The following is a 20,159-nucleotide window of genomic DNA, read 5'->3' as shown; positions in this document are numbered from 1 at the left end:
CGTCACGGTTCCCCCACAGGCCGAACAGATGATCGGCAGCGAGACTGACGGCTCGTCGGGTTGCTTGTCGACAGGATGTCCAGTCCATTCATCCGGGCGTGATCACCTTGTGATCATGTCCTGGGGCCCGTCACCCGCCGGAACTCAGTATTTCCACAGGCCACTTACAGTCTCGGCCCCCCGATTCCCTTTCACCTGCGGCCGGACGGCCCGGCGACCGCCGGAAACCACGTTCAGCGGAATGAGGAGGAAAGTACACCCGGCGTTCATCTCGCGCCGCGAAGAAAGCCCTCTCGGCGGGCCGGCGCCGCCGAATTCGGGGAGTGCCGAACCGATATACCATCAACTTGGCTCTATCCGAACGCGGTTGAGACGATCCGTTTACCTTCAGGATTCCTAGCGGAGATCTCTGTTCATCTGACTGAAACGGCAGCGTTCACCGTCCGATGCTTACCGTCCACGTCATGCATCGGATCTCACCTCGCGCACTCGTTTCCGCCACCGCTCTGGCCGCGGCCCTGGCGACGGCCCTGCCGCTCACCGGCGCGCTGCCCTCCGCTCCCGCGGCGGCCGCCGTGTCGCTGACCTGCGGCACCAACGGGGCGACGTACACCCTGGATTCCACGGGCAAGCTCAACAGAGCCGACATGCCGAACCCGGCGGTCGGCAACGCCCTGCCCGCCGGCAACACCATCGACAGCACCTGGACCGGCTACGGCGTCATGCTCGCCGGCCCCGGCGCCCGGTTCTACGGCATCAAGTCGGACGGCCTGTACTACAGCCACCGGGTCACCGCCACCACCACCTGGGACGTCCACCACCGCAAGATCAGCTCCGACTTCACCCAGTTCAGGGCCGCCGGCCGGACCGACGACATCACCATCGACCGGGGCGGCTACATCTGGTCGCTCTCCGGCGCCACCAACGACCTGCGCTGGTACCGCTACGACGCGGACGCCGACAAGTTCGTCGAGGGCAGCGGCAAGATCGTCGACAAGGGCTGGAACTACGACGCCGTCTACGCGGGCGAGACGGGCGTCATCTACGGCCGCGACGCCACCGACGGCAGGCTCTACCGGTCGCGCTACGACTACACCAGCCAGCGCTGGATCGAGCGCCACGTGCTGGCGTCCGCCGCCGACTGGAGCGACACCAGGTTCATGTCGTCGTACGGCGGCGACACGCTGTTCCGCGTCAAGGGCGGCGGCGCGGTCGCCTACTACCGCTACGACGAGGACACCCGGGACTTCCCCGTCTACAACAAGCAGGTGGAGGCGTCCGGCTGGGCCGGCTACGTCTCGGTCTCGGCGGCGCCCGACATCTGCAAGCTGAACGTCGACCACACGCCCGCGGCGACGCCCGTGCCGCTGGAGCCGTACACCCCCAACACGGTCATGCAGGCGTCCGACGGCAAGCTGGAGATCGCCTACACCGACAACATCGGCCGCCTGGTCCACGGCCGCACCGACCCGGCCGACATCAACAACGCCCAGTGGACGGTGATCTCGGGCCAGGAAGCCTTCACCGGCCGGCCCTCGCTCTCCGCGCACAGCGACGGCCGCGTCGTCGTCACCGCCCACAACACCTCCGGCAGCGTCTGGCAGCGCAACCAGAGCGCCGTGGGCGGCGCCGACTGGGGCAACTGGATCAACCTGGCCGGCGCCATGCGGCAGCACCCGGTCACCGGAAAGACGCCCAGCGGTCTCATGACCCAGTTCGCCGTGGACGCCGACGGCAAGCCCTGGTACCGCATCCAGCAGCGTGCCAACGTCGACTTCATGGGCTGGACGCCGCTCGCCGGCACCGGCTTCTCCGGCCCCTTCACCGCCGTCACCGTGCGCGACGGCATCCAGCTCTTCGGCCGGAAGACCGACGGCACACTGGCCACCGCCCAGTTCAAGGAGAACGGCACGCTGTCGGCGTGGACGGGCCTCGGCGTCCAGGCCGTCGCCGGCACGCCGTCGGTCATCGTCTACCCGGGCTACCGCGTGCGGGTCTTCGCCACGGACGCCGGCGGCAACGTGCTCACCACCGCGCAGTCCGCCGAGGGCGGGGCCTACGGCGCCTGGGAGACCGTCCCCGGCATCACCGCGCAGGGCTCCCCCAGCGCCGTCATCTCCCCGCTGACCGGCCTCACCGAGATCGTCGTGCGCGGTACCGACGGCTACGTCTACGGCACGGGCGAGACCGCCCAGGGCAGCGGTCAGTGGCGCGCCTGGAAGCAGGAGAGCTACGAGACCTCGGCCACCGACCCGACCGCCTTCACCTACACCAACCCCACCGGCCCGACCTGGGCCTACACCTTCCGCACCACCGACAACCAGACCCGCATCTACCAGGTCCAGCAGTCCTCCTCGCTCAGCGCGATGCGCGCCGCGGCCGACGCGCCGACGTTCCGCGACGCCGAGCTGCCCGCGCCGCCCGCCAAGTGAGCGCCCGCTAGGGCCGGTCGGCGGCGGCCCGACGCCCGTCACCACCGCGCCGGCCGCCGCCCGCCCCGCCCTCGCTCCGCCGGGGTCCGGGGCGGGCCGGGCGCGGTCCGTCGACGGCCGGGGTCCGGGCCCGAAGGCCCGTCGCGTCCGCGCCCTGCGGTCCGCACCGCACATCCCTCCCGCCTCAGAAAGGTCTGCATCGCCGTGTCCCGGCTACGCATACGCGGCCCAGGCGCCGCCCTCCTCACCCTGGCCCTGATCCTCCTCGGGGCCCTCGCCCCGCCCGCCGTCGCGAGCGGCACGCAGCCGTCGGCCGACGGTCTCGTCGGAAGCGAACAGATCCTCTTCCGCTCCGGGACCGCCGGGTACGGCTGTTTCCGCATCCCCACCATCGTCCGCACCAAGACGGGCGCCCTGCTCGCCTTCGCCGAGGCCCGCCGCTCGCCCTCCTGCGCCGACCGGGGCGCGATCGACATCGTCGTCCGCCGCTCCACCAACGACGGCCGCACCTGGGGCCCGATCCGGGTGGCGCTCGCCGGCAGCGACACCGACCCGGAGGCCCCCTACACGCGCGGCAACCCCTCCCCCGTCGCCGACCTGCGCACCGGCGACGTGCACCTGCTCTCCACCTCGGAACCGGCCGAGCCCGGCGGCAGACGGCTGCCGTGGGTGCAGCGCAGCACGGACGACGGGCTGACCTTCGGCGCGCCCGAGCGGCTGCCGCGGCTGTCCGACCCGCAGGACGGCTGGTTCGGCACCGGCCCCTCGCACGGCATCCAGCTCGAACGCGGCGACAAGCCGGGCCGGCTGGTGGTGGGGGCGTACGAGTCGCCGCCGGGGGCCGATCACCGCCAGCTCGTGGGGGTCATCTACAGCGACGACGGCGACCAGTGGTTCGCGAGCGACACGGCCGACTCCGCCGGGCCCGGGCTGGCGCCGGGCGAGCCCTCCGTGGCCGAACTCGACAACGGGCAGGTCTACCTCAACGCCCGCAACAACAACGGCACGTCGTCCGGACACCGCACCCACGCCGTCAGCAGCGACGCAGGCGCGACCGTGCCCGCGCAACAGGTGGTGCCCTCGCTGACCACGCCGGAGGTGCAGGGCTCCGTCCTCGCGCTGGAGCAGACGTACCGGACCAGGCCGGGCGACACGCTCGTCCTGTCGGCGCCGGGGCACGCCACGGACCGGCAGAACATGCGCATCCGCTACTCCACGGACCGCGGCGCCACCTGGAAGGACGGGGCGCAGATCAACGCCAAGCGGGCCGGGTACTCCGACCTGGCCGAGCTGACCGACGGCGAGATCGGCCTGGTCTACGAGGGCGGCGACGGGTTCTCCGCAGCCAACGTCTACTTCAACCGCTTCACCCCGGCGGCGGCCGGCGTGCCCGGCACCTTCACCGGTGCGGTCTACCCGCAGGCCTCCCGGGCCGCCGGCCGCACCACCCCGGACACCGCCGCGGACGCCGACGACGCGTATCTGGCGGGCGGTTCGACGCTCGGCGCCGGACGCTGGAACCAGGGTCTGGTCCTCGACGCCACCGGCGAGTACGCCGACGTGCCGTACGCGCCGGGTCTCGACCCGGGCGACGGCGACTTCACCTGTTCGCTGTTCTTCAAGTACAAGGCGCAGGCCACGGACACCCAGGCGCGGGTGCTGATGTGGGCCTACGGGTTCGGCGCGGCGCAACCGCAGGTGTGGGTGCGGGCCCAGCCCGGCCAGGACCGGCTGTACGCCTGGGTGCAGGGCACCGGCGGCACCGCCTCCGTCGCCCTGCCCGACTCCGGTCCGTCGACGGCGTTCGGCGACGACGCCTGGCACCAGCTGACGCTGGTGCGCGAGGGCGGCCGGATCACCCTCGCGGTGGACGGCACGACCTCGGCGCAGGCCGCCGGGGTGGCCGGGTCCGTCAGTTCCGGCCGGGTCGCCGGGGCCGACGGCATCCGGCTCGGCGCCAAGCCCGAGACGGCGGCCGGCGACCCCTTCAACGGCGCCCTGGACGAGTTCCGGATGTACCGCGCCGCCCTGACCGACGCACAGCTCGCCACGCTGCGCACGGCCAACGACGCCGCCCCGGCGGCCGGTTCGCTCGCGGTGCGGCTGCCGTTCCAGGTCGTCGACACGGCCGACGCGCCCGCGCTGACCCAGGTCCCGATCGAGGACGACGTCACCGGGCACTGCGCCGACGGCACCCTCCTCGGCGGGGTGCCCGGCGAGGTGGCCGGCCGGATCGGCAAGGGCGCGGTCTCCCTCTCGTCGTCCCGGCCCGGCGTCGAGGTCCCCTATCTGCCGGCCCTCGACGTCGGCGCGGGCGACTTCACCTACACCCTGTGGTTCCGGCACACCCTGACCGCGTCCGACCCGAACGCCGCGCTGCTGTGGGCCTACGGCTCGGTCTCCGGCGAACCCTCGCTGTGGGTGCGGGCACAGCCCGCCCAGCGGCGGCTGTTCGGGTGGGCCGAGACCCCCGCGGGCCCGGTGCAGGTGACGCTCGCGGACACCGGCACGGCGCCCGCCTTCGGGGACGGCGCCTGGCATCTGCTGGCCCTCACCCGCAGCGGGAGCACACTGCGGCTGAGCGTCGACGGCACCGCGTCCGCCGAGGCGACCGGCCTGTCGGGCGCGCTCACCTCCGCCGCCACGCCGGAAGGACTGCGGGTCGGCTCCAAGCCGGGCGACCTGGACGTGTTCACCGGCTCCCTGGACGAGGTCCGGCTCTACAAGCGGGCGCTGACGGCGGACGAGCTGACCCGGGTGGCGCGGTCCGCCGCCGGTTCCGCGGGCGGCTATCCGGCCGACCGGCCCGCCCTGGCGTGGACGATGGAGAACGGCAGCACCGAGTCGCATCTGGTGGCCCGGCCGGCCCCCGGGCCGGCCACTCCCGACGCGTCGGTGCACTGCGACCACGCCTACGTGCGGGGCGGGGCCCGGCCGGTGACCTCGGCCGGCGGCGGCAGGTTCGGCGCCGGGCTCGCCCTGGACGGCACGGACGACTCCGTCGAGGTGCCCTACGGCGCGGACACGGCCTTCGGCTCCCGTGACTTCACCGTGGCGACCTGGCTGCGTTACACGGCCGGCCAGACCAGCGCCAACCAGGTGGTCTTCTGGGCCTACGGTGTCGGCAGCGCCGAACGGCAGCTGTATCTGCGGGCGCAGCCGGGCCAGGACCGGCTCGCCGCCGTGCTCCAGACCGACACGGCCACCACCACCGTCTACGCCGCCGACGGCAGCGCGGCCTCCGCCTTCGGCGACGGCGCCTGGCACCACGTGGTGCTCCAGCGCTCGGGCGGGAAGCTGAGCCTGTCGGTGGACGGCGGGACGCCCGGCGAGGCCGCGGCCCCGGCCGGCTCGGTGACGTACGACGACGGCTTCGCCGTGGCCGGGTTCCATCTGGGGGCCCGGCCGGACGGGGCCGACCGGCTCAAGGGCTCCCTGGACGAGTTCCGGCTGGTGCGGCGCGCGCTGACGGCGGACGAGGTGACCGCGCTGCGGACCTCCGACGCGGACACCGGGACGGCCACCACCGTCCGGCTCACGTTCGAGACGCTGTCGCCCCGGCCGTACGCCCGGATGTGAGCTGCTGCGTGGCCCCGCCCGGCCGCGCCCGCTCGGTGAACCGGGTGCGGTGCAGTTCCGCGTACCGGCCGCCCGCCGCCAGCAGCTCGTCATGGGTGCCGCGTTCGACGATCCGGCCCGCCTCCAGGACGAGGATCAGATCGGCGGCGCGCACCGTGGACAGCCGGTGGGCGATCACCAGGGCGGTGCGGCCGGCCAGGGCCTCGGTGAGGGCTTCCTGGACGGCGGCCTCCGAGGTGTTGTCGAGGTGGGCGGTGGCCTCGTCCAGGATGACGACCCGCTGGCGGGCGAGCAGCAGCCGGGCGATGGTCATCCGCTGGCGTTCGCCGCCGGAGAGGCGGTAGCCGCGTTCGCCGACGACCGTGTCCAGGCCGTCGGGCAGGGCGCGGACCAGGGCGTCGAGGCGGGCCCGGCGCAGCGCGTCCCACAGGTCCGCCTCGCTCGCCTCCGGCCGGGCCAGCAGCAGGTTGGCGCGGACCGAGTCGTGGAAGAGGTGGCCGTCCTGGGTGACCATGCCGACCGTGGCCCGCAGGGAGGCGGCGCTCAGGTCGCGCACGTCCACGCCGCCGACGCGCACGGCGCCCGCGTCAACGTCGTACAGGCGCGGCAGCAGCGCCGCGACGGTGGACTTCCCGGCGCCGGAGGAGCCGACCAGGGCGACGGTGCGGCCGGGTTCGGCGCGGAAGGAGACGCCGTGCAGGACCTGTTCGCCCCCTCGGGTGTCGAGGCTCGCCACTTCCTCCAGGGAGGCGAGGGAGACCTTGTCGGCGGCCGGGTAGCCGAAGCGGACGCCGTCGAACTCGACCGCGACCGGGCCGTCCGGGACCTCGCGGGCGTCCGGCCTCTCCTGGATCAGCGGTCGGAGGTCCAGCACCTCGAAGACCCGCTCGAAGCTGACCAGGGCGCTCATCACCTCCACCCGCGCCCCGGCCAGCGCGGTGAGCGGGGCGTACAGGCGGGTGAGCAGCAGGGCGAGGGAGACCACGGCGCCCGGTTCCAGGGCGCCGCGCAGGGCGAACCAGCCGCCGAGGCCGTAGACCAGGGCGAGCGCGAGGGAGGACACCAGGGTCAGGGCGGTCAGGAACACCGACTGCGCCGTCGCCGTGCGGATGCCGATGTCCCGGACCCGTCGGGCGCGGGCCGCGAACTGCGCCGACTCTTCCCCGGGGCGGCCGAAGAGCTTGACGAGGGTGGCGCCGGGGGCGGAGAAGCGCTCGGTCATCCGGGTGCCCATCGCGGCGTTCAGCGTGGCCGCCTCGCGCTGCATCCGGGCCATCCGGGCGCCCATCCGCCGGGCCGGGAGCACGAACAGCGGAAGCAGCGTCAGCGCGAGCAGGGTGATCTGCCAGGACAGGGTGAGCATGACAGCGAGGGTGAGCAGCAGGGTGACCACGTTGCTCACGACTCCGGACAAGGTGGTGCTGAAGGCGCGCTGGGCGCCGATGACGTCGTTGTTGAGCCGGGAGACGAGCGCCCCGGTGCGGGTGCGGGTGAAGAACGCGACAGGCATGCGCTGCACATGGTCGAAGACGGCCGTGCGCAGGTCGAGGATGAGCCCTTCGCCGAGCGTCGCCGACAGCCGCCGGCCGAGGATGCCGAGCGCCGCCTCGGCGACGGCGATCGCCGCGATCAGCAGGGCGAGGCGGACGACGACGGCGCGGTCGCCGTGCGAGACGATCGCGTCCACCACCCGTCCGGCGAGGACCGGGGTGGCCACCGCGAGCAGCGCGGTCACCACCCCCAGGGCGACGAAGGCGGCGATGCGACGGCGGTGCGGGCGGGCGAACGCGCCGATGCGGCGCAGCGTCGCGCGGGCGAAGGGGCGGTGGCCCTGCTGGGCGTCGATGACGCTGCGCAGCTGGGCCCAGGCGGTGGTCTCCATGCTCATGAGGTGAACGTAGGACCTCAAGCGACGTCGAGGTCAACGGTGCGGTGCCGGTGTGACAGATGTGATCGGGAGGCGGGTGCGCGCGGTCCGGTGGGAGTGAGGTCGGCCGCATGCGGACGAGACCGGCGGCACGCGGGTGTGATCGGCCGGGTGTGGGCGACCGGGAGTAGCCTGCCGTTCCCGTCCCGCCGAAGGAGGCCACCGTCATGCCGGTCCGTGTCGAGCGCCAGGGATACGTCACCACGGTCGTGCTGTCCCGGCCGGCCGCGCGCAACGCGGTGGACGGTCCCACCGCTGCCGAACTCTCCGCCGCCTTCCGGGAGTTCGAGGCCGACGAGGAGGCCAGGGTCGCGGTGCTGTGGGGCGAGGGCGGCACGTTCTGCGCGGGCGCGGACCTGAAGGCGGTCGGCACCGAGCGCGGCAACCGGGTCGCCGAGGACGGCGACGGCCCGATGGGGCCGACCCGGATGCGGCTGTCCAAGCCGGTGATCGCGGCCGTCGCCGGGCACGCGGTGGCCGGCGGGCTGGAGCTGGCCCTCTGGTGCGATCTGCGGGTGGCCGAGGAGGACGCCGTGTTCGGGGTGTTCTGCCGCCGCTGGGGCGTGCCGCTGATCGACGGCGGCACGGTCCGGCTGCCCCGGCTGATCGGGGCCGGGCGCGCGATGGACCTGATCCTCACCGGTCGCCCGGTCCCGGCCCGGGAGGCGTACGAGATGGGGCTCGCGAACCGAGTCGTGCCGACCGGGCGGGCCCGCGCCGAGGCGGAGCGGCTGGCCGCCGGCATCGCCCGGTTCCCGCAGGAGTGCCTGCGCTCCGACCGCGCCTCCGCCCTGGACCAGGAGGGGCTGCCGGAGGACGAGGCGATGCGCCGTGAACTGCGGTACGGGGCCGCCGTGTTGCCGGCCGGCGTCGAGGGCGCCGGACGGTTCGCGGCGGGGGCGGGGCGGCACGGCGCGTTCGGGGACGGGTGAGCCGGCGGGGGCCGGGCGAGCGGCGGGGAGTCGGCGAGGTGCCGGGAGCGGGCGGGGTGTGGGGGCGTGGGGGGCGGTGAGCCGTCGAGGGCGATGGGCGTCAGGCAGGCCGTCGCGGTGCGGACCGCCCTGCCGGATACGGCAGGATGAGCGGGCGCGCCGTACGCGGAACACCCCAAGTCCCCTGGGACCGGCGGCGCGTTCGCACATCCCGCAATCGAGCAGGTGACAACGTGACGCAACTTCACTTCCGGCCGGCGGCGGCCGCCCCGCGCGCCGCAGAGCGTTCCCCCGGAGGTCGCCGATGAACCGCGCCATGACCCTGGACGATCTCACCCTCGCCGGCATCGCCGTGGCCGCGGGGCTGGCCGGGGCGTTCCTGTCCCGCACGGTGCTGCGGTGGCTGGCCAAGCACGCCAAGCGGACCAAGTGGAGCGGTGACGACGTCGTCGTGGACGCGCTGCGCACGGTGGTGCCGTGGGCGTCGATCGCGGGCGGCGTGGCGGCCGCCGCGGCGGTCCTGCCGCTGCACCGGTCGGTGCAGCACCACGTCAACCAGGGCCTGACCGTGTGGATCATCCTCGTGGTGACCCTCTCCGCGGCCCGTGTCGTGGCCGGACTGGTGCGGTCGGTGACGCAGTCCCGTTCCGGGGTCGCCGGTTCGGCCACGATCTTCGTCAACATCACCCGGATACTGGTGCTGGCGATCGGCTTCCTGGTGGTGCTGCAGACCCTGGGCATCTCGATAGCGCCCCTGCTCACCGCCCTGGGTGTGGGCGGTCTGGCGGTGGCCCTGGCCCTCCAGGACACCCTCGCCAACCTCTTCGCCGGCATCCACATCCTCGCCTCCAAGACCGTCCAGCCCGGTGACTACATCCGGCTGAGCACGGGCGAGGAGGGGTACGTCGAGGACATCAACTGGCGGCAGACGACGGTCCGCCAGCTCTCCAACAACCTGGTCGTCATCCCCAACGGCCAGCTCGCCAAGACGAACATGACCAACTTCACCCGGCCCGAGCAGCAGCTGACGATCCTGGTGCAGGTGGGGGTGGGCTACGACAGTGACCTGGAGCACGTCGAGCGGGTGACGCTGGAGGTGGTCGCCGAGGTGATGCGCGAGATCACCGGCGCGCTGCCGGAGCACGAGCCCGCGATCCGGTTCCACACCTTCGGCGACTCCCGGATCGGCTTCACGGTCATCCTGGGCGTGGGCGAGTTCAGCGACCAGTACCGGATCAAGCACGAGTTCATCAAGCGGCTGCACCGCCGCTACCGCGACGAGGGCGTCACCGTCCCGGCCCCGACGCGCACGGTGACCCTGCACCAGGGCGCGGTCGCCATACCGCACCAGCGCAGCGGCGCGGACGCGGGGACGGGGGTGAACTGAGGGCACGTGGTCTGCGGGGGGTAGGTCCGCCCGGGGGGCGCGGGGGCGCGGGTCCGCGGGGGCGCGGGTCCGCGGGGTGCGGGTCCGCGGGGTGCGGCGGGTGGTGTCCGGTCTCAGGCGGCCGCTCCCGTGCGGTACGGCGCGGCCGTCTCCGGTCAGCCGTGAGGGGCCGGCCACGAGCGGCCGGATCCGTGCGGTCCGGCGGTACGGCACGCTCGGCCATATGCTCGAAGGAGCATGACTTCCTCCTCCGACACCCCCGCACCGGCCCCGGCGCCCGGCCCCACACCCGTCCCGACGGCCGGACCGGGGCCGCACCCGGCGACCGGCCCGTCCCCCGTCGCTGCCCCCGGCTCCGTCCCCGCCCCGCCGTCGGCCGCCGGTCTGGACCGGCGGATCGACGCCATCGGGCGGCAGCCCTTCCGCGCCAAGTTCCACCTCCGCGGCCGGGACCTCGTCACGGCCCGGCTGCACGGCCCCGCCACCCTGCGGTGGCACGCGCGGGACCTCATCGCCAAGCGGCTGGCGCCGGCCGAGCCGTACAAGGACGGCAAGCAGACGCCCTACCGGGGGCACCCGGTCTTCGTCGCGCAGCACGCCACCGCGACCTGCTGCCGGAGCTGCCTGCGGCGCTGGCACGAGATCCCCAAGGGGCGCGAGCTGAGCCGGGCCGAGCGGGCCTACGTCGTCGAGGTGATCTGCCGCTGGATCGAGCGCGAGGTGGCGGGCGCGTGAGGCACCTCGCCGCGCGACGGCGGCCCGCGGCGCGGGGTCGGGACCTGGCCACGGCGAAGTTCCGGGGCGGACCCCTGTCGAGCCGGGCCCGATCACGAGATATCTTGATGTCGAGCAATGTTGCAGACGTGGACGTGGAGCGGAGCACCCGGTGACTGACTCGAGCATCATCTACACACACACTGACGAGGCCCCGGCCCTGGCGACGTATTCCTTCCTGCCGGTGGTCAAGGCGTACGCCTCGCAGGCCGGTGTGCCTGTGGAGACCCGTGACATCTCGCTGGCCGGGCGCATCATCGCCGTGTTCCCGGAGTACCTGACCGAGGACCAGCGGATTCCCGACGCGCTCTCCGAGCTGGGCGAACTGGCCAAGACGCCCGCCGCCAACATCATCAAGCTGCCGAACATCTCGGCCTCCATCCCCCAGCTCAAGGCCGCCGTCGCCGAGCTGCAGGCGCAGGGCTACGCGCTGCCGGACTACCCGGACGACCCGAAGACCGACGAGGAGCGCGAGATCCGCGCCCGCTACGACAAGGTCAAGGGCTCCGCGGTCAACCCGGTCCTGCGCGAGGGCAACTCCGACCGCCGCGCCCCGGCCTCGGTGAAGAACTACGCCAAGACCCACCCGCACCGCATGGGCGCCTGGACCTCGGAGTCCCGGACGAACGTGGCCACCATGGGCGTGGACGACTTCCGCTCCACCGAGAAGTCCGCGGTGATCGCCGAGGACGGCGCGCTGCGCATCGAGCTGGTCGGCGACGACGGCACGACCACCGTGCTGCGCGAGTCCGTGCCCGTGCTGAAGGACGAGGTCGTCGACGCCTCCGTGATGCACGTCGCGCCGCTGCGCGAGTTCCTCACGGAGCAGATCGCCCGCGCCAAGCAGGAGGGCGTGCTGTTCTCCGTGCACCTGAAGGCCACGATGATGAAGGTCTCCGACCCGATCGTCTTCGGTCACGTGGTGCGCGCCTTCTTCCCGAAGACGTTCGCGAAGTACGGCGAGACGCTCGCCGCGGCCGGTCTGACCCCGAACGACGGTCTGGGCGGCATCTTCAAGGGGCTGGAGGGCCTGCCGGAGGGCGCCGAGATCAAGGCGTCCTTCGACGCCGAGCTGGCCGAGGGCCCGGAGCTGGCCATGGTCGACTCCGACAAGGGCATCACCAACCTGCACGTGCCCTCCGACGTGATCGTGGACGCCTCGATGCCGGCCATGATCCGCACCTCGGGCCACATGTGGGGCCCCGACGGCCAGGAGCACGACACCCTCGCCGTCCTCCCGGACTCCTCCTACGCGGGCGTCTACCAGGCCGTCATCGACGACTGCCGCGCCAACGGCGCCTACGACCCGTCGACCATGGGCTCCGTGCCGAACGTCGGTCTGATGGCGCAGAAGGCCGAGGAGTACGGCTCCCACGACAAGACCTTCGAGGTCGCCACCACCGGCACGGTCCGCCTGGTCGACCAGGACGGCACCGTGGTGCTGGAGCAGACGGTGTCCGCCGGCGACATCTTCCGCGCCTGCCAGACCAAGGACGCGCCGATCCGCGACTGGGTCAAGCTGGCCGTCACCCGCGCCCGGGCCACCGGCGACCCGGCCGTCTTCTGGCTGGACGAGACCCGCGCCCACGACGCCAACCTGATCGCCAAGGTCAAGGAGTACCTGCCGGAGCACGACACCGAGGGCCTGGACATCAAGATCCTGTCCCCGGTGGAGGCCACCAAGCTGTCGGTGGAGCGCATCCGCCGCGGCGAGAACACGATCTCCGTCACCGGCAACGTGCTGCGCGACTACCTGACCGACCTGTTCCCGATCCTGGAGCTGGGCACCAGCGCCAAGATGCTGTCGGTCGTCCCGCTGATGGCGGGCGGCGGCCTGTTCGAGACCGGCGCCGGCGGCTCCGCGCCCAAGCACGTGCAGCAGCTGGTCAAGGAGAACTACCTGCGCTGGGACTCCCTCGGCGAGTTCTTCGCCCTGGTGCCGTCCCTGGAGCAGTACGCCGAGGCCACCGGCAACAGCAAGGCCAAGGTCCTCGCCGACACCCTGGACCGGGCCACGGCGACCTTCCTCAACGAGGACAAGTCCCCGACCCGTCGCGTCGGCGGCATCGACAACCGCGGCAGCCACTTCTACCTGTCCCTGTACTGGGCGCAGGAGCTGGCCGAGCAGACCGACGACGCCGACCTGGCCAAGGCGTTCGCGCCGCTCGCCGAGACGCTCGCCGCGAACGAGCAGAAGATCGTCGAGGAGCTGATCGCCGTCCAGGGCAAGCCGGCCGACATCGGCGGCTACTACCAGCCCGACCCGGCCAAGGCGGCCGAGGTCATGCGCCCGTCGGCCACCTGGAACGAGGCCCTGGCCGCCCTGAGCTGACCTGGCACCGGTGCGTCCCGTCCCCGCGGGACGCACCGCTCGCCAACCCCTGCTCCGCCCCCGCCCGGACCCGTGCCGGCGGGGGCGGAGCGACATGGGCCGCCGGTCCTGCCCGCCATGGGCGCGCCCCCGGGACGGAGCGGCGCCCCCGACCCAGCGGCGCCCCCGCACCCCCGCGTCCCGTCCGCCGGGGCTGTGCCGGGTCCGGGGCCACTCGGATGGCCGCCCGTCGGGGCGGTCCCGCGCGACAAGCGGGCGGGGTGCGGTGAGGGTGGGTGTATGACGCAGGAGATCACCACGCCCTCGCCCGACCGGGTGGCGCAGCGCCCTGCCGCCCCGGCCGTCCAGGTCACTCGGATCACCGAGATCGCTCAGATCACCGAGGTGGCCCCGCTCCCCGAGGAGCCCGCGCCGCCCCCGATACGCGACTGGCCCGCCCTCGACCTGGCGGGCACGGAGTTCGACCCGGTGCTCCGGGAGCTGATGCGGGAGGGCCCGATCACCCGGATACGCCTGCCTCACGGCGAGGGCTGGGCGTGGCTGGCCACCCGCTACGACGACGTGAAGCTGATCACCAACGATCCGCGCTTCAGCCGCGCGGAGGTCACCCGGCGGCAGGTGACCCGGCTGGCGCCGCACTTCAAGCCGCGTCCGGGCTCACTGGCCTGGGCCGACCAGCCCGACCACAACCGGCTGCGCAAGCCGGTCTCGGCGGCCTTCACCGTCGGCGCGATGAAACGGCTGCGGCCCCGCGCGCAGGAACTGCTGGACGAGCTGGTGGACGCGCTGGTCCAGGCGGGACCCCCCGCCGATCTGGTCGAGCGGGTGCTCGAACCGTTCCCGATCGCGGTGGTCAGCGAGGTCATGGGGGTGCCGCCCTCCGACCGCGAGCAGGTGCACGCCTGGACCCGGCAGATCATCTCCATGTGCGGCGGCGCCGAGGCCGCCGACCGCGCCAAGGAGGGCATGTACGGCTGGATCAGGCGGACCGTGCGCGAGCGCCGAAGCAGCGCCGCCGAGGACGTCCTGTCGCTGCTCGGCGCCGCCGTGGGGCGGGGCGAGATCACCGAGGAGGAGGCGGTGGGCCTGGCCGGCCCGCTGCAGATCGGCGGCGAGGCCGTCACCCACAACTGCGGCCAGATGCTGTACCTGCTGCTGACCCGACCCGAGCTGATGGCGCGGACGCGGGAGCGGCCGGACGAGCGCGGTCCCGTCGTGGACGAGCTGCTGCGCCACATCCCGCACCGCAGCACCGTGGGCCTGGCCCGGATCGCGCTCGAGGACGTGGAGCTGCACGGGGTGCGCATCGCCGCGGGCGAGCCGGTCTACGTCTCGTATCTGGCCGCCAACCGCGACCCGGACGTCTTCGCGGACCCGGACCGCATCGACCCGGACCGCGAGCCGAGGCCGCACCTGTCCTTCGGCAACGGCCCGCACTACTGCACCGGCGCGGTGCTCGCCCGGCTCCAGACCGAGCTGCTGATCGACACGCTCCTGGACCGGCTGCCCGGCCTGCGGCTCGCGGTCTCGCCCGGTCAGGTCGTCTGGCGCCGGCAGACGATGATCCGTGGCCCGCAGGCCCTGCCGGTCACCTGGTGAGCGACGCGGGTGCGCTCGCGCCCACGGCCGTTCGGCGAGCACTCGACAGCCCGGTGTGGCGCGGGGACCGGCAGGCGCAGGCGTAGGTGAAGCCGAACCGGCAGGCGTCGTAGGTGGAGTGCAAGGCCGGGCGCCCGGTCGGACGCTCCACCGGCTGGGCAGGACGCCGACCAGGCAGAGGGCCCACCGGGTACGGCGCCGACCGGGCAAGCCGCCTACCGGCCAGGGTGCCGACCGCCAGGCCATCGGCCGGACGGGATGCCGGCCGGGCGGGGCTGGCAGGCCGGGCGGCCGGGAGCGCGCCGGCACGGGACCGGCCCGCCGGACCGGGAGCGCACCCGGCCCGGCGAGCGTGCCCCGCCCGGCGGCCCGGGCCGGACGGGCCTCACCGGACGGGAGGGCGGGCCGGGCGGAGCACCGTCGGTGGTCCGCCCGGCCGTTCCTCACCGCCTGCCCCACTCCTCGGCCAGGAGTTCGTACGACCGCACCCGCGCCGTGTGGTCGTGGGTGATGGTGGTGACGAGGAGTTCGTCCGCGCCGGTCGCGTCGCGCAGTTGCTCCAGCTGGTCGGCGACGCGGCCCGGGGAGCCCACGAACCGGGTGTCCAGGCGGTCCTGGACGAGCTCCCGGTCCTCCTCGCTCCACTCTGGCAGGCCGTGCTCGCGCTGGAACGCCAGGTTGCTCTCGAAGACGGGCCGGTAGGCGTCCAGGGCCTCCTGGGAGGTGCGGGCGACGTGGAGGCCGGCCGAGCCCGCGCCGACGGCGATCCGGGCCGGGTCGTGGCCGTAGTGCTCCCAGCGCTCACGGTAGTGGTCGATCAACTCGGCGTAGGGCTCGATGGGATGGGTGACGTTCGCGGAGAACAGCGGGTCGCCGTAGCGGGCGGCGAGGTCGACGCTCTCCTTGCTGGTCGCACTGCCGTGCCAGACCCGGACCGGCTGCTGGTAGGGGCGCGGCCAGACCTCGGCGTCGGTCAGCTCGGGCCGGAAGCGGGTCTTGGCGGTGACCTTGTCCTGCCGCCACAGCTGCCGGAACACCTCGTAGCTCTCGGCGTTGCGGTCCCACTGGTCCTCGGGTGTGACGTGGAACAGCTCGCGCTGGGCGGTGCCGTTGCCCTTGCCGATGACGAGGTCGAGGCGGCCGCCGGAGAGGTGGTCGAGTGTCGCGTAGTCCTCGTAGGCGCGGACCGGGTCGAGCAGGCTCAGGGTGGTGACCGCGGTGAACAGCCGGATGCGCCGGGTGAGCGCGGCGACATGGCTGAGCACCACCGTCGGCGAGGAGGAGATGAAGGGCCGCTCGTGGCGCTCCCCCACGCCGAAGCCGTCGAAGCCGAGTTCCTCGGCGAGTTGGGCGTTGTCGAGGACTTCCCGGAAACGTTCGTGGGTGGACTTGAGCACCCCCGTCACGGGGTCCGGGCGGTGCGCGATCAGGGTGATGGCGAGGAACTTCACGATGCCACCCGGCGCTCGCGCGCCTCGTCCGGGTGGTCGAGGCCGAGGTGGTCGCGCAGGGTCGTCCCCCCGTAGTCGGCGCGGAAGACGCCCTGTTCCTGGAGGAGCGGGACGACCTTGTCGGCGAACGCGTCGAGGCCGCCGGGGGTGATGTGCGGAACGAGGATGAACCCGTCGGAGACGTCGCCCTGGACGAACTCGTTGATGGTCTTCGCGACGGTGGCGGGCGAGCCGACGAAGGTCTGCCGGTTGCCGGTGTGGATGACCAGGTCACGGATGGACCAGTTGTTGGCGGCGGCCAGTTCGCGCCACTCCCGGGCGGTGGCCAGCGGGTCCCGGTACATGCGGACCTGGGCGCGGCCGCGCGCGATGTGGTCCTCGCCGGTGTCCGGGTCGATGTCGGGCAGCGGGCCCTCCGGGTCGTACGAGGAGAGGTCCCGGTTCCAGACGAACTCCAGGTGCTTGATCGCGGTCGCGCCGCTGACCTGCTGCCGGCGCACCTCGTGGGCGAGTTCCTCGGCCTCGGCGTCGGTGTCGCCGAGCACGAAGGTGGCGGCGGGCAGGATGAGCAACTGGTCGTCCCGGCGTCCGTACTTCGCCAGGCGGGACTTGACGTCGCGGTAGAAGGCGCGGCCGTCGTCCCAGGAGGCGTGGCGGCTGAAGATGGCGTCGGCGTCGGAGGCGGCGAACTCGCGGCCCTCCTCGGAGTCCCCGGCTTGGAAGATCACCGGCCGGCCCTGCGGCGAGCGCGGCACGTCGAACCGGCCGTGGATGTCGAACTGCGGGCCCTGGTGGACGAAGGCCCCGGCCCTGGCGTCACGCAGGAAGACCCCGGTCTCGGGGTCGGCGACGATCTCGTCCCCGTGCCAGGAGTCGAAGAGTTCGCCCGCGGTGGCCAGGAACTCCTTGGCGCGCGCGTAGCGTTCCTCCTTGGGCAGGAAGCCGCCGCGCCGGAAGTTCTCGCCGGTGAAGGCGTCCCAGGAGGTGACCACGTTCCAGGCGGAGCGGCCGCCGGAGAGGTGGTCGAGGCTGGCGAACTGACGGGCCACCTCGTAGGGCTCGTTGAAGGTGGAGTTGATGGTGCCGGTCAGGCCGAGCCGGTCGGTGACGGCGGCCAGCGCGGCGAGGACGGTGAAGGTGTCGGGGCGGCCGACGACGTCCAAGTCGTATATTCTTCCGCCCTGTTCTCGCAGGCGCAGGCCCTCGGCGAGGAACAGGAAGTCGAACTTGGCGCGTTCGGCGGTGCGCGCGAAGTGGGCGAAGGAGCTGAACTCGATATGGCTGCCGGCGGCCGGGTCGCTCCACACGGTGGTGTTGTTGACCCCGGGGAAGTGCGCGGCCAGGTGGATCTGCTTGAGCGGCTTGCTCATGGTCGTCTCTCTCCTCCGGCTCAGACGGTGGCGGCGTAGCGGTTGGCGGGGCGGTCAAGGCCCAGCAGGCCCCGCAGGGTGTCGGCCTCGTAGGCCTGTCGGAAGGCGCCGCGGCGCTGGAGTGCGGGCACCAGCTTCCGGCTGACGGCCGGCAGGTCGTGCCCGGCGACGGCGGGCCGGAGCCGGAACCCGGTCAGCCCGGACTCCGCCAGCTCCTGCAGCCTGTCCGCCAGTTGTGCCGGGGTGCCGGTGAAGACCGGTGCGTCGCCGCTGTACGGCTCGCCGGCCAGCTCGTCGAGCCGGTCGCGGCGGGCGCTCGCGGTGGCGGCGTCGTCGTCCAGGAAGACGACCAGGTCGCCGAAGACGTGCAGCGGTTCGCCGTCCCGGCCGGCCGCCTCCTGTTCGGTGCGGATCTCGGCGACGATCGCGCGGGCCTCGTCGGCGTCCTGCGGGGTGACGTAGCCGATGTCGGTCTGCTGCGCCACGAGCCGGTAGGGCACGGTGTGGTGGGCGAGGGCGCTGACGGGCGGCTGGCCCTGCGGCGGGCGGGGGGTGATGGAGGGGCCCTTGACGCTGAAGTGGCGGCCCTCGAAGTCGATGTAGTGGAGTTTGTCGCGGTCGACGAAGCGGCCGGTGGCCACGTCGCGGATCTCGGCGTCGTCCTCCCAGCTGTCCCACAGCCGGCGGACGACCTCGACGTAGTCGGCCGCCTCCTCGAAGAGTCCGGCCACCGCCTCCCGGGCGGCGGGCAGATCGTCCAGGTCGATCTCCGGAACGGTGCGGCGGCCGAAGTGCGCGGCCTCGTCCGGGCGGGCGTCGACCCGGACCCGCAGTCCGGCGCGGCCGGAGCTGACGTAGTCGAGGGTGGCGATCGCCTTGGAGATGTGGAACGGCTCGGTGTGGGTGACGACGACGGTCGGCACCAGGCCGATGTGCCGGGTCAGCGGGGCGATCCGGGCGGCGGTCAGGACCGCGTCGAGCCGGCCGCGGACCTGGTCGGTACGCTCGTCGGGTCCGAAGGGGTGCGAGGACTGCAGGCCGAGACCGTCCTCGAAGGTCACGAAGTCGAGCAGGCCGTGTTCGGCCTCGGCGACCAGGTCGGCCCAGTAGCCGGCGGTGAACAGCTCGCGGGGGCGGGAGACGGGCTCCCGCCAGGCGGCCGGGTGCCAGCCGGCCCCGTCGAGGGCCACGGCGAGGTGGAGGGGTGCGGAAGGGGTGGAGGACACGGGTGGGTTGTTCCTTCCTACGGGGTCGGCGGGCGCGCCGGGTCAGGAGTTGTCGAGCGGCAGGCCGGGCGGGTTGATCTCGGCCTTGGCGACGGCCTCGTTGGAGAGGTTCCAGGCGGCGAGCCACTTGGCGTACGTACCCTCGTCGATCAGGTGGTTGATGGCGTCGGCGACCGGCTTGGCCAGCCCGCTGCCCTTCTTCGCGGTGGCCGCGATCAGGCCCTGGAGCGAGGCGCCGGCTCCGGAGAACGTGCCGGCGGTGCGGGTGGCGCGCGGCGTGTTCGCGACCTGACGCGTGTGGTAGGCGATGCCGGGGTTGGGGCCGAAGTAGATGTCGATCCTGCCGCTGGCCAGGGCCAGATAGGTGCTGTTGGAGTCCTGGTAGTGCTTGACGGTGAGCTTCTTGCCCTCCTTGGCGAGTTTCGCCTTCCACTCCAGCAGGATCTTCTCCTGGTTGGTGCCGGAGCTGACGGCGACGGTGCGGCCGGCGAGGTTCTGGTAGTCGCCGCCGAAGCTCCAGGTGCTCTTCTTGGGCACCTCGAAGGCGAGGTTGTCCTGCCGGTAGGAGGCGAACTCGTACTTCTTCTTGCGCTCCTCGGTGTCGGTGACGTTGGAGAAGGCGACGTCGACCTTGCCGCTGTCGACGCCGACGAAGAGGTTCTCCCAGGTGGAGTTGCGCAGTTCGGGCTCGAGGCCGAGGGTGGCGGCGACGAGGCGGCCGAGGTCGGGTTCGGCGCCGGTGAGGGTCTTCTGGTCGCTGCCCACGTACGCCAGCGGCGGGAAGCCCGCCGGCAGGGCGCCGACGCCGATGACGAGCTTGCCGCTCCTGCGCACGGCGGAGGGCAGTTCGGCGTTGAGGGACTTCACCTCGGGCACCTTGAGGGTGGCCTGCCGTGCGGCGCCGTTGGACAGCCGGCCCACGGTGACCGTGCCGTCCGCGGCGCTGCCGGTGGTGGTGGCCGCGTCGCTGTCGCCGCCGCAGGCGGCGAGGGACAGGGCGAGGGAGGCGACCGCGGCGGTGGCGGTGAGGTGGCGCAGGAACCGGCTGGGGAGGCGGGAGGCGGGCATGGCTGTCCTTGTCGGAGTGTGGCGGTGTGGCGTGGGGGGGCGCGGCCCGGCGGGCCGCGGTGGGGATGTCGGCGGGTGGCGG

12 protein-coding genes are annotated in these 20,159 nt (G+C 73.2%); 7 read left to right on the top strand and 5 right to left on the bottom strand.

Annotated elements, in window-relative coordinates; genetic code table 11:
* Positions 1–464: 464 nt before the first annotated feature.
* A complete protein-coding gene (locus AB0N63_RS17470) occupies positions 465–2,432 on the top strand; it encodes a tachylectin-related carbohydrate-binding protein (RefSeq protein ID WP_365529859.1) in 1,968 nt (655 codons plus the stop codon).
* Between the two features lie 204 nt (positions 2,433–2,636).
* Complete coding sequence (locus AB0N63_RS17465) at positions 2,637–6,011, top strand: LamG-like jellyroll fold domain-containing protein (protein WP_365529858.1); 3,375 nt, start codon at positions 2,637–2,639, stop codon at positions 6,009–6,011.
* Here AB0N63_RS17465 and AB0N63_RS17460 read toward each other — a convergent pair.
* Entirely contained in the window at positions 5,968–7,893 is a 1,926-nt protein-coding gene (locus AB0N63_RS17460; RefSeq protein ID WP_365529968.1) for an ABC transporter ATP-binding protein, read from the bottom strand. The genes AB0N63_RS17465 and AB0N63_RS17460 overlap by 44 nt on opposite strands.
* A 212-nt stretch (positions 7,894–8,105) precedes the next feature.
* On the opposite strand from AB0N63_RS17460, the gene AB0N63_RS17455 reads away from it, so the two are divergent.
* The 5 genes from AB0N63_RS17455 (at position 8,106) to AB0N63_RS17435 (ending at position 14,962) form a co-directional block, all read left to right on the top strand.
* Positions 8,106–8,870 carry a crotonase/enoyl-CoA hydratase family protein gene (locus tag AB0N63_RS17455; protein ID WP_365529857.1) on the top strand — a complete coding sequence of 255 codons (765 nt, stop codon included), beginning with the start codon at positions 8,106–8,108 and terminating at the stop codon, positions 8,868–8,870.
* A 304-nt stretch (positions 8,871–9,174) separates the two neighbouring features.
* Positions 9,175–10,257 (top strand): mechanosensitive ion channel family protein, encoded by a 1,083-nt coding sequence (locus tag AB0N63_RS17450; protein ID WP_365529856.1) that lies wholly within the window; start codon positions 9,175–9,177, stop codon positions 10,255–10,257.
* A gap of 237 nt (positions 10,258–10,494) precedes the next feature.
* Positions 10,495–10,992, top strand: a complete 498-nt coding sequence (locus AB0N63_RS17445) for a DUF4186 domain-containing protein (protein WP_365529855.1) — start codon at positions 10,495–10,497, stop codon at positions 10,990–10,992.
* A gap of 151 nt (positions 10,993–11,143) precedes the next feature.
* Positions 11,144–13,363 carry an NADP-dependent isocitrate dehydrogenase gene (locus AB0N63_RS17440; RefSeq protein ID WP_365529854.1) on the top strand — a complete coding sequence of 740 codons (2,220 nt, stop codon included), beginning with the start codon at positions 11,144–11,146 and terminating at the stop codon, positions 13,361–13,363.
* Positions 13,364–13,642: 279 nt separating this feature from the next.
* On the top strand, positions 13,643–14,962 hold the full coding sequence (locus AB0N63_RS17435) for a cytochrome P450 (RefSeq protein WP_365529853.1): 1,320 nt from the start codon (positions 13,643–13,645) through the stop codon (positions 14,960–14,962).
* A 443-nt stretch (positions 14,963–15,405) separates the two neighbouring features.
* On the opposite strand, the gene AB0N63_RS17430 is transcribed toward AB0N63_RS17435, so the two are convergent.
* The 4 genes from AB0N63_RS17430 to AB0N63_RS17415 are packed head-to-tail and all read right to left on the bottom strand — an operon-like array spanning position 15,406 to position 20,077.
* Positions 15,406–16,413 carry an LLM class flavin-dependent oxidoreductase gene (locus tag AB0N63_RS17430; protein WP_365529852.1) on the bottom strand — a complete coding sequence of 336 codons (1,008 nt, stop codon included), beginning with the start codon at positions 16,411–16,413 and terminating at the stop codon, positions 15,406–15,408.
* Positions 16,410–17,783 (bottom strand): NtaA/DmoA family FMN-dependent monooxygenase, encoded by a 1,374-nt coding sequence (locus AB0N63_RS17425; RefSeq protein WP_365529851.1) that lies wholly within the window; start codon positions 17,781–17,783, stop codon positions 16,410–16,412. Before AB0N63_RS17425 ends, AB0N63_RS17430 begins: the two co-directional genes overlap by 4 nt.
* A 20-nt stretch (positions 17,784–17,803) precedes the next feature.
* On the bottom strand, positions 17,804–19,009 hold the full coding sequence (locus AB0N63_RS17420; protein WP_365529850.1) for an LLM class flavin-dependent oxidoreductase: 1,206 nt from the start codon (positions 19,007–19,009) through the stop codon (positions 17,804–17,806).
* Positions 19,010–19,051: 42 nt separating this feature from the next.
* A complete protein-coding gene (locus AB0N63_RS17415; protein WP_365529849.1) occupies positions 19,052–20,077 on the bottom strand; it encodes an ABC transporter substrate-binding protein in 1,026 nt (341 codons plus the stop codon).
* Between the last annotated feature and the right edge of the window lie 82 nt (positions 20,078–20,159).

It is taken from the genome of Streptomyces sp. NPDC093260 (assembly GCF_040683715.1).
GTDB lineage: Bacteria > Actinomycetota > Actinomycetes > Streptomycetales > Streptomycetaceae > Streptomyces > Streptomyces sennicomposti.
This window is presented reverse-complemented; position numbering and strand designations above follow the sequence as displayed.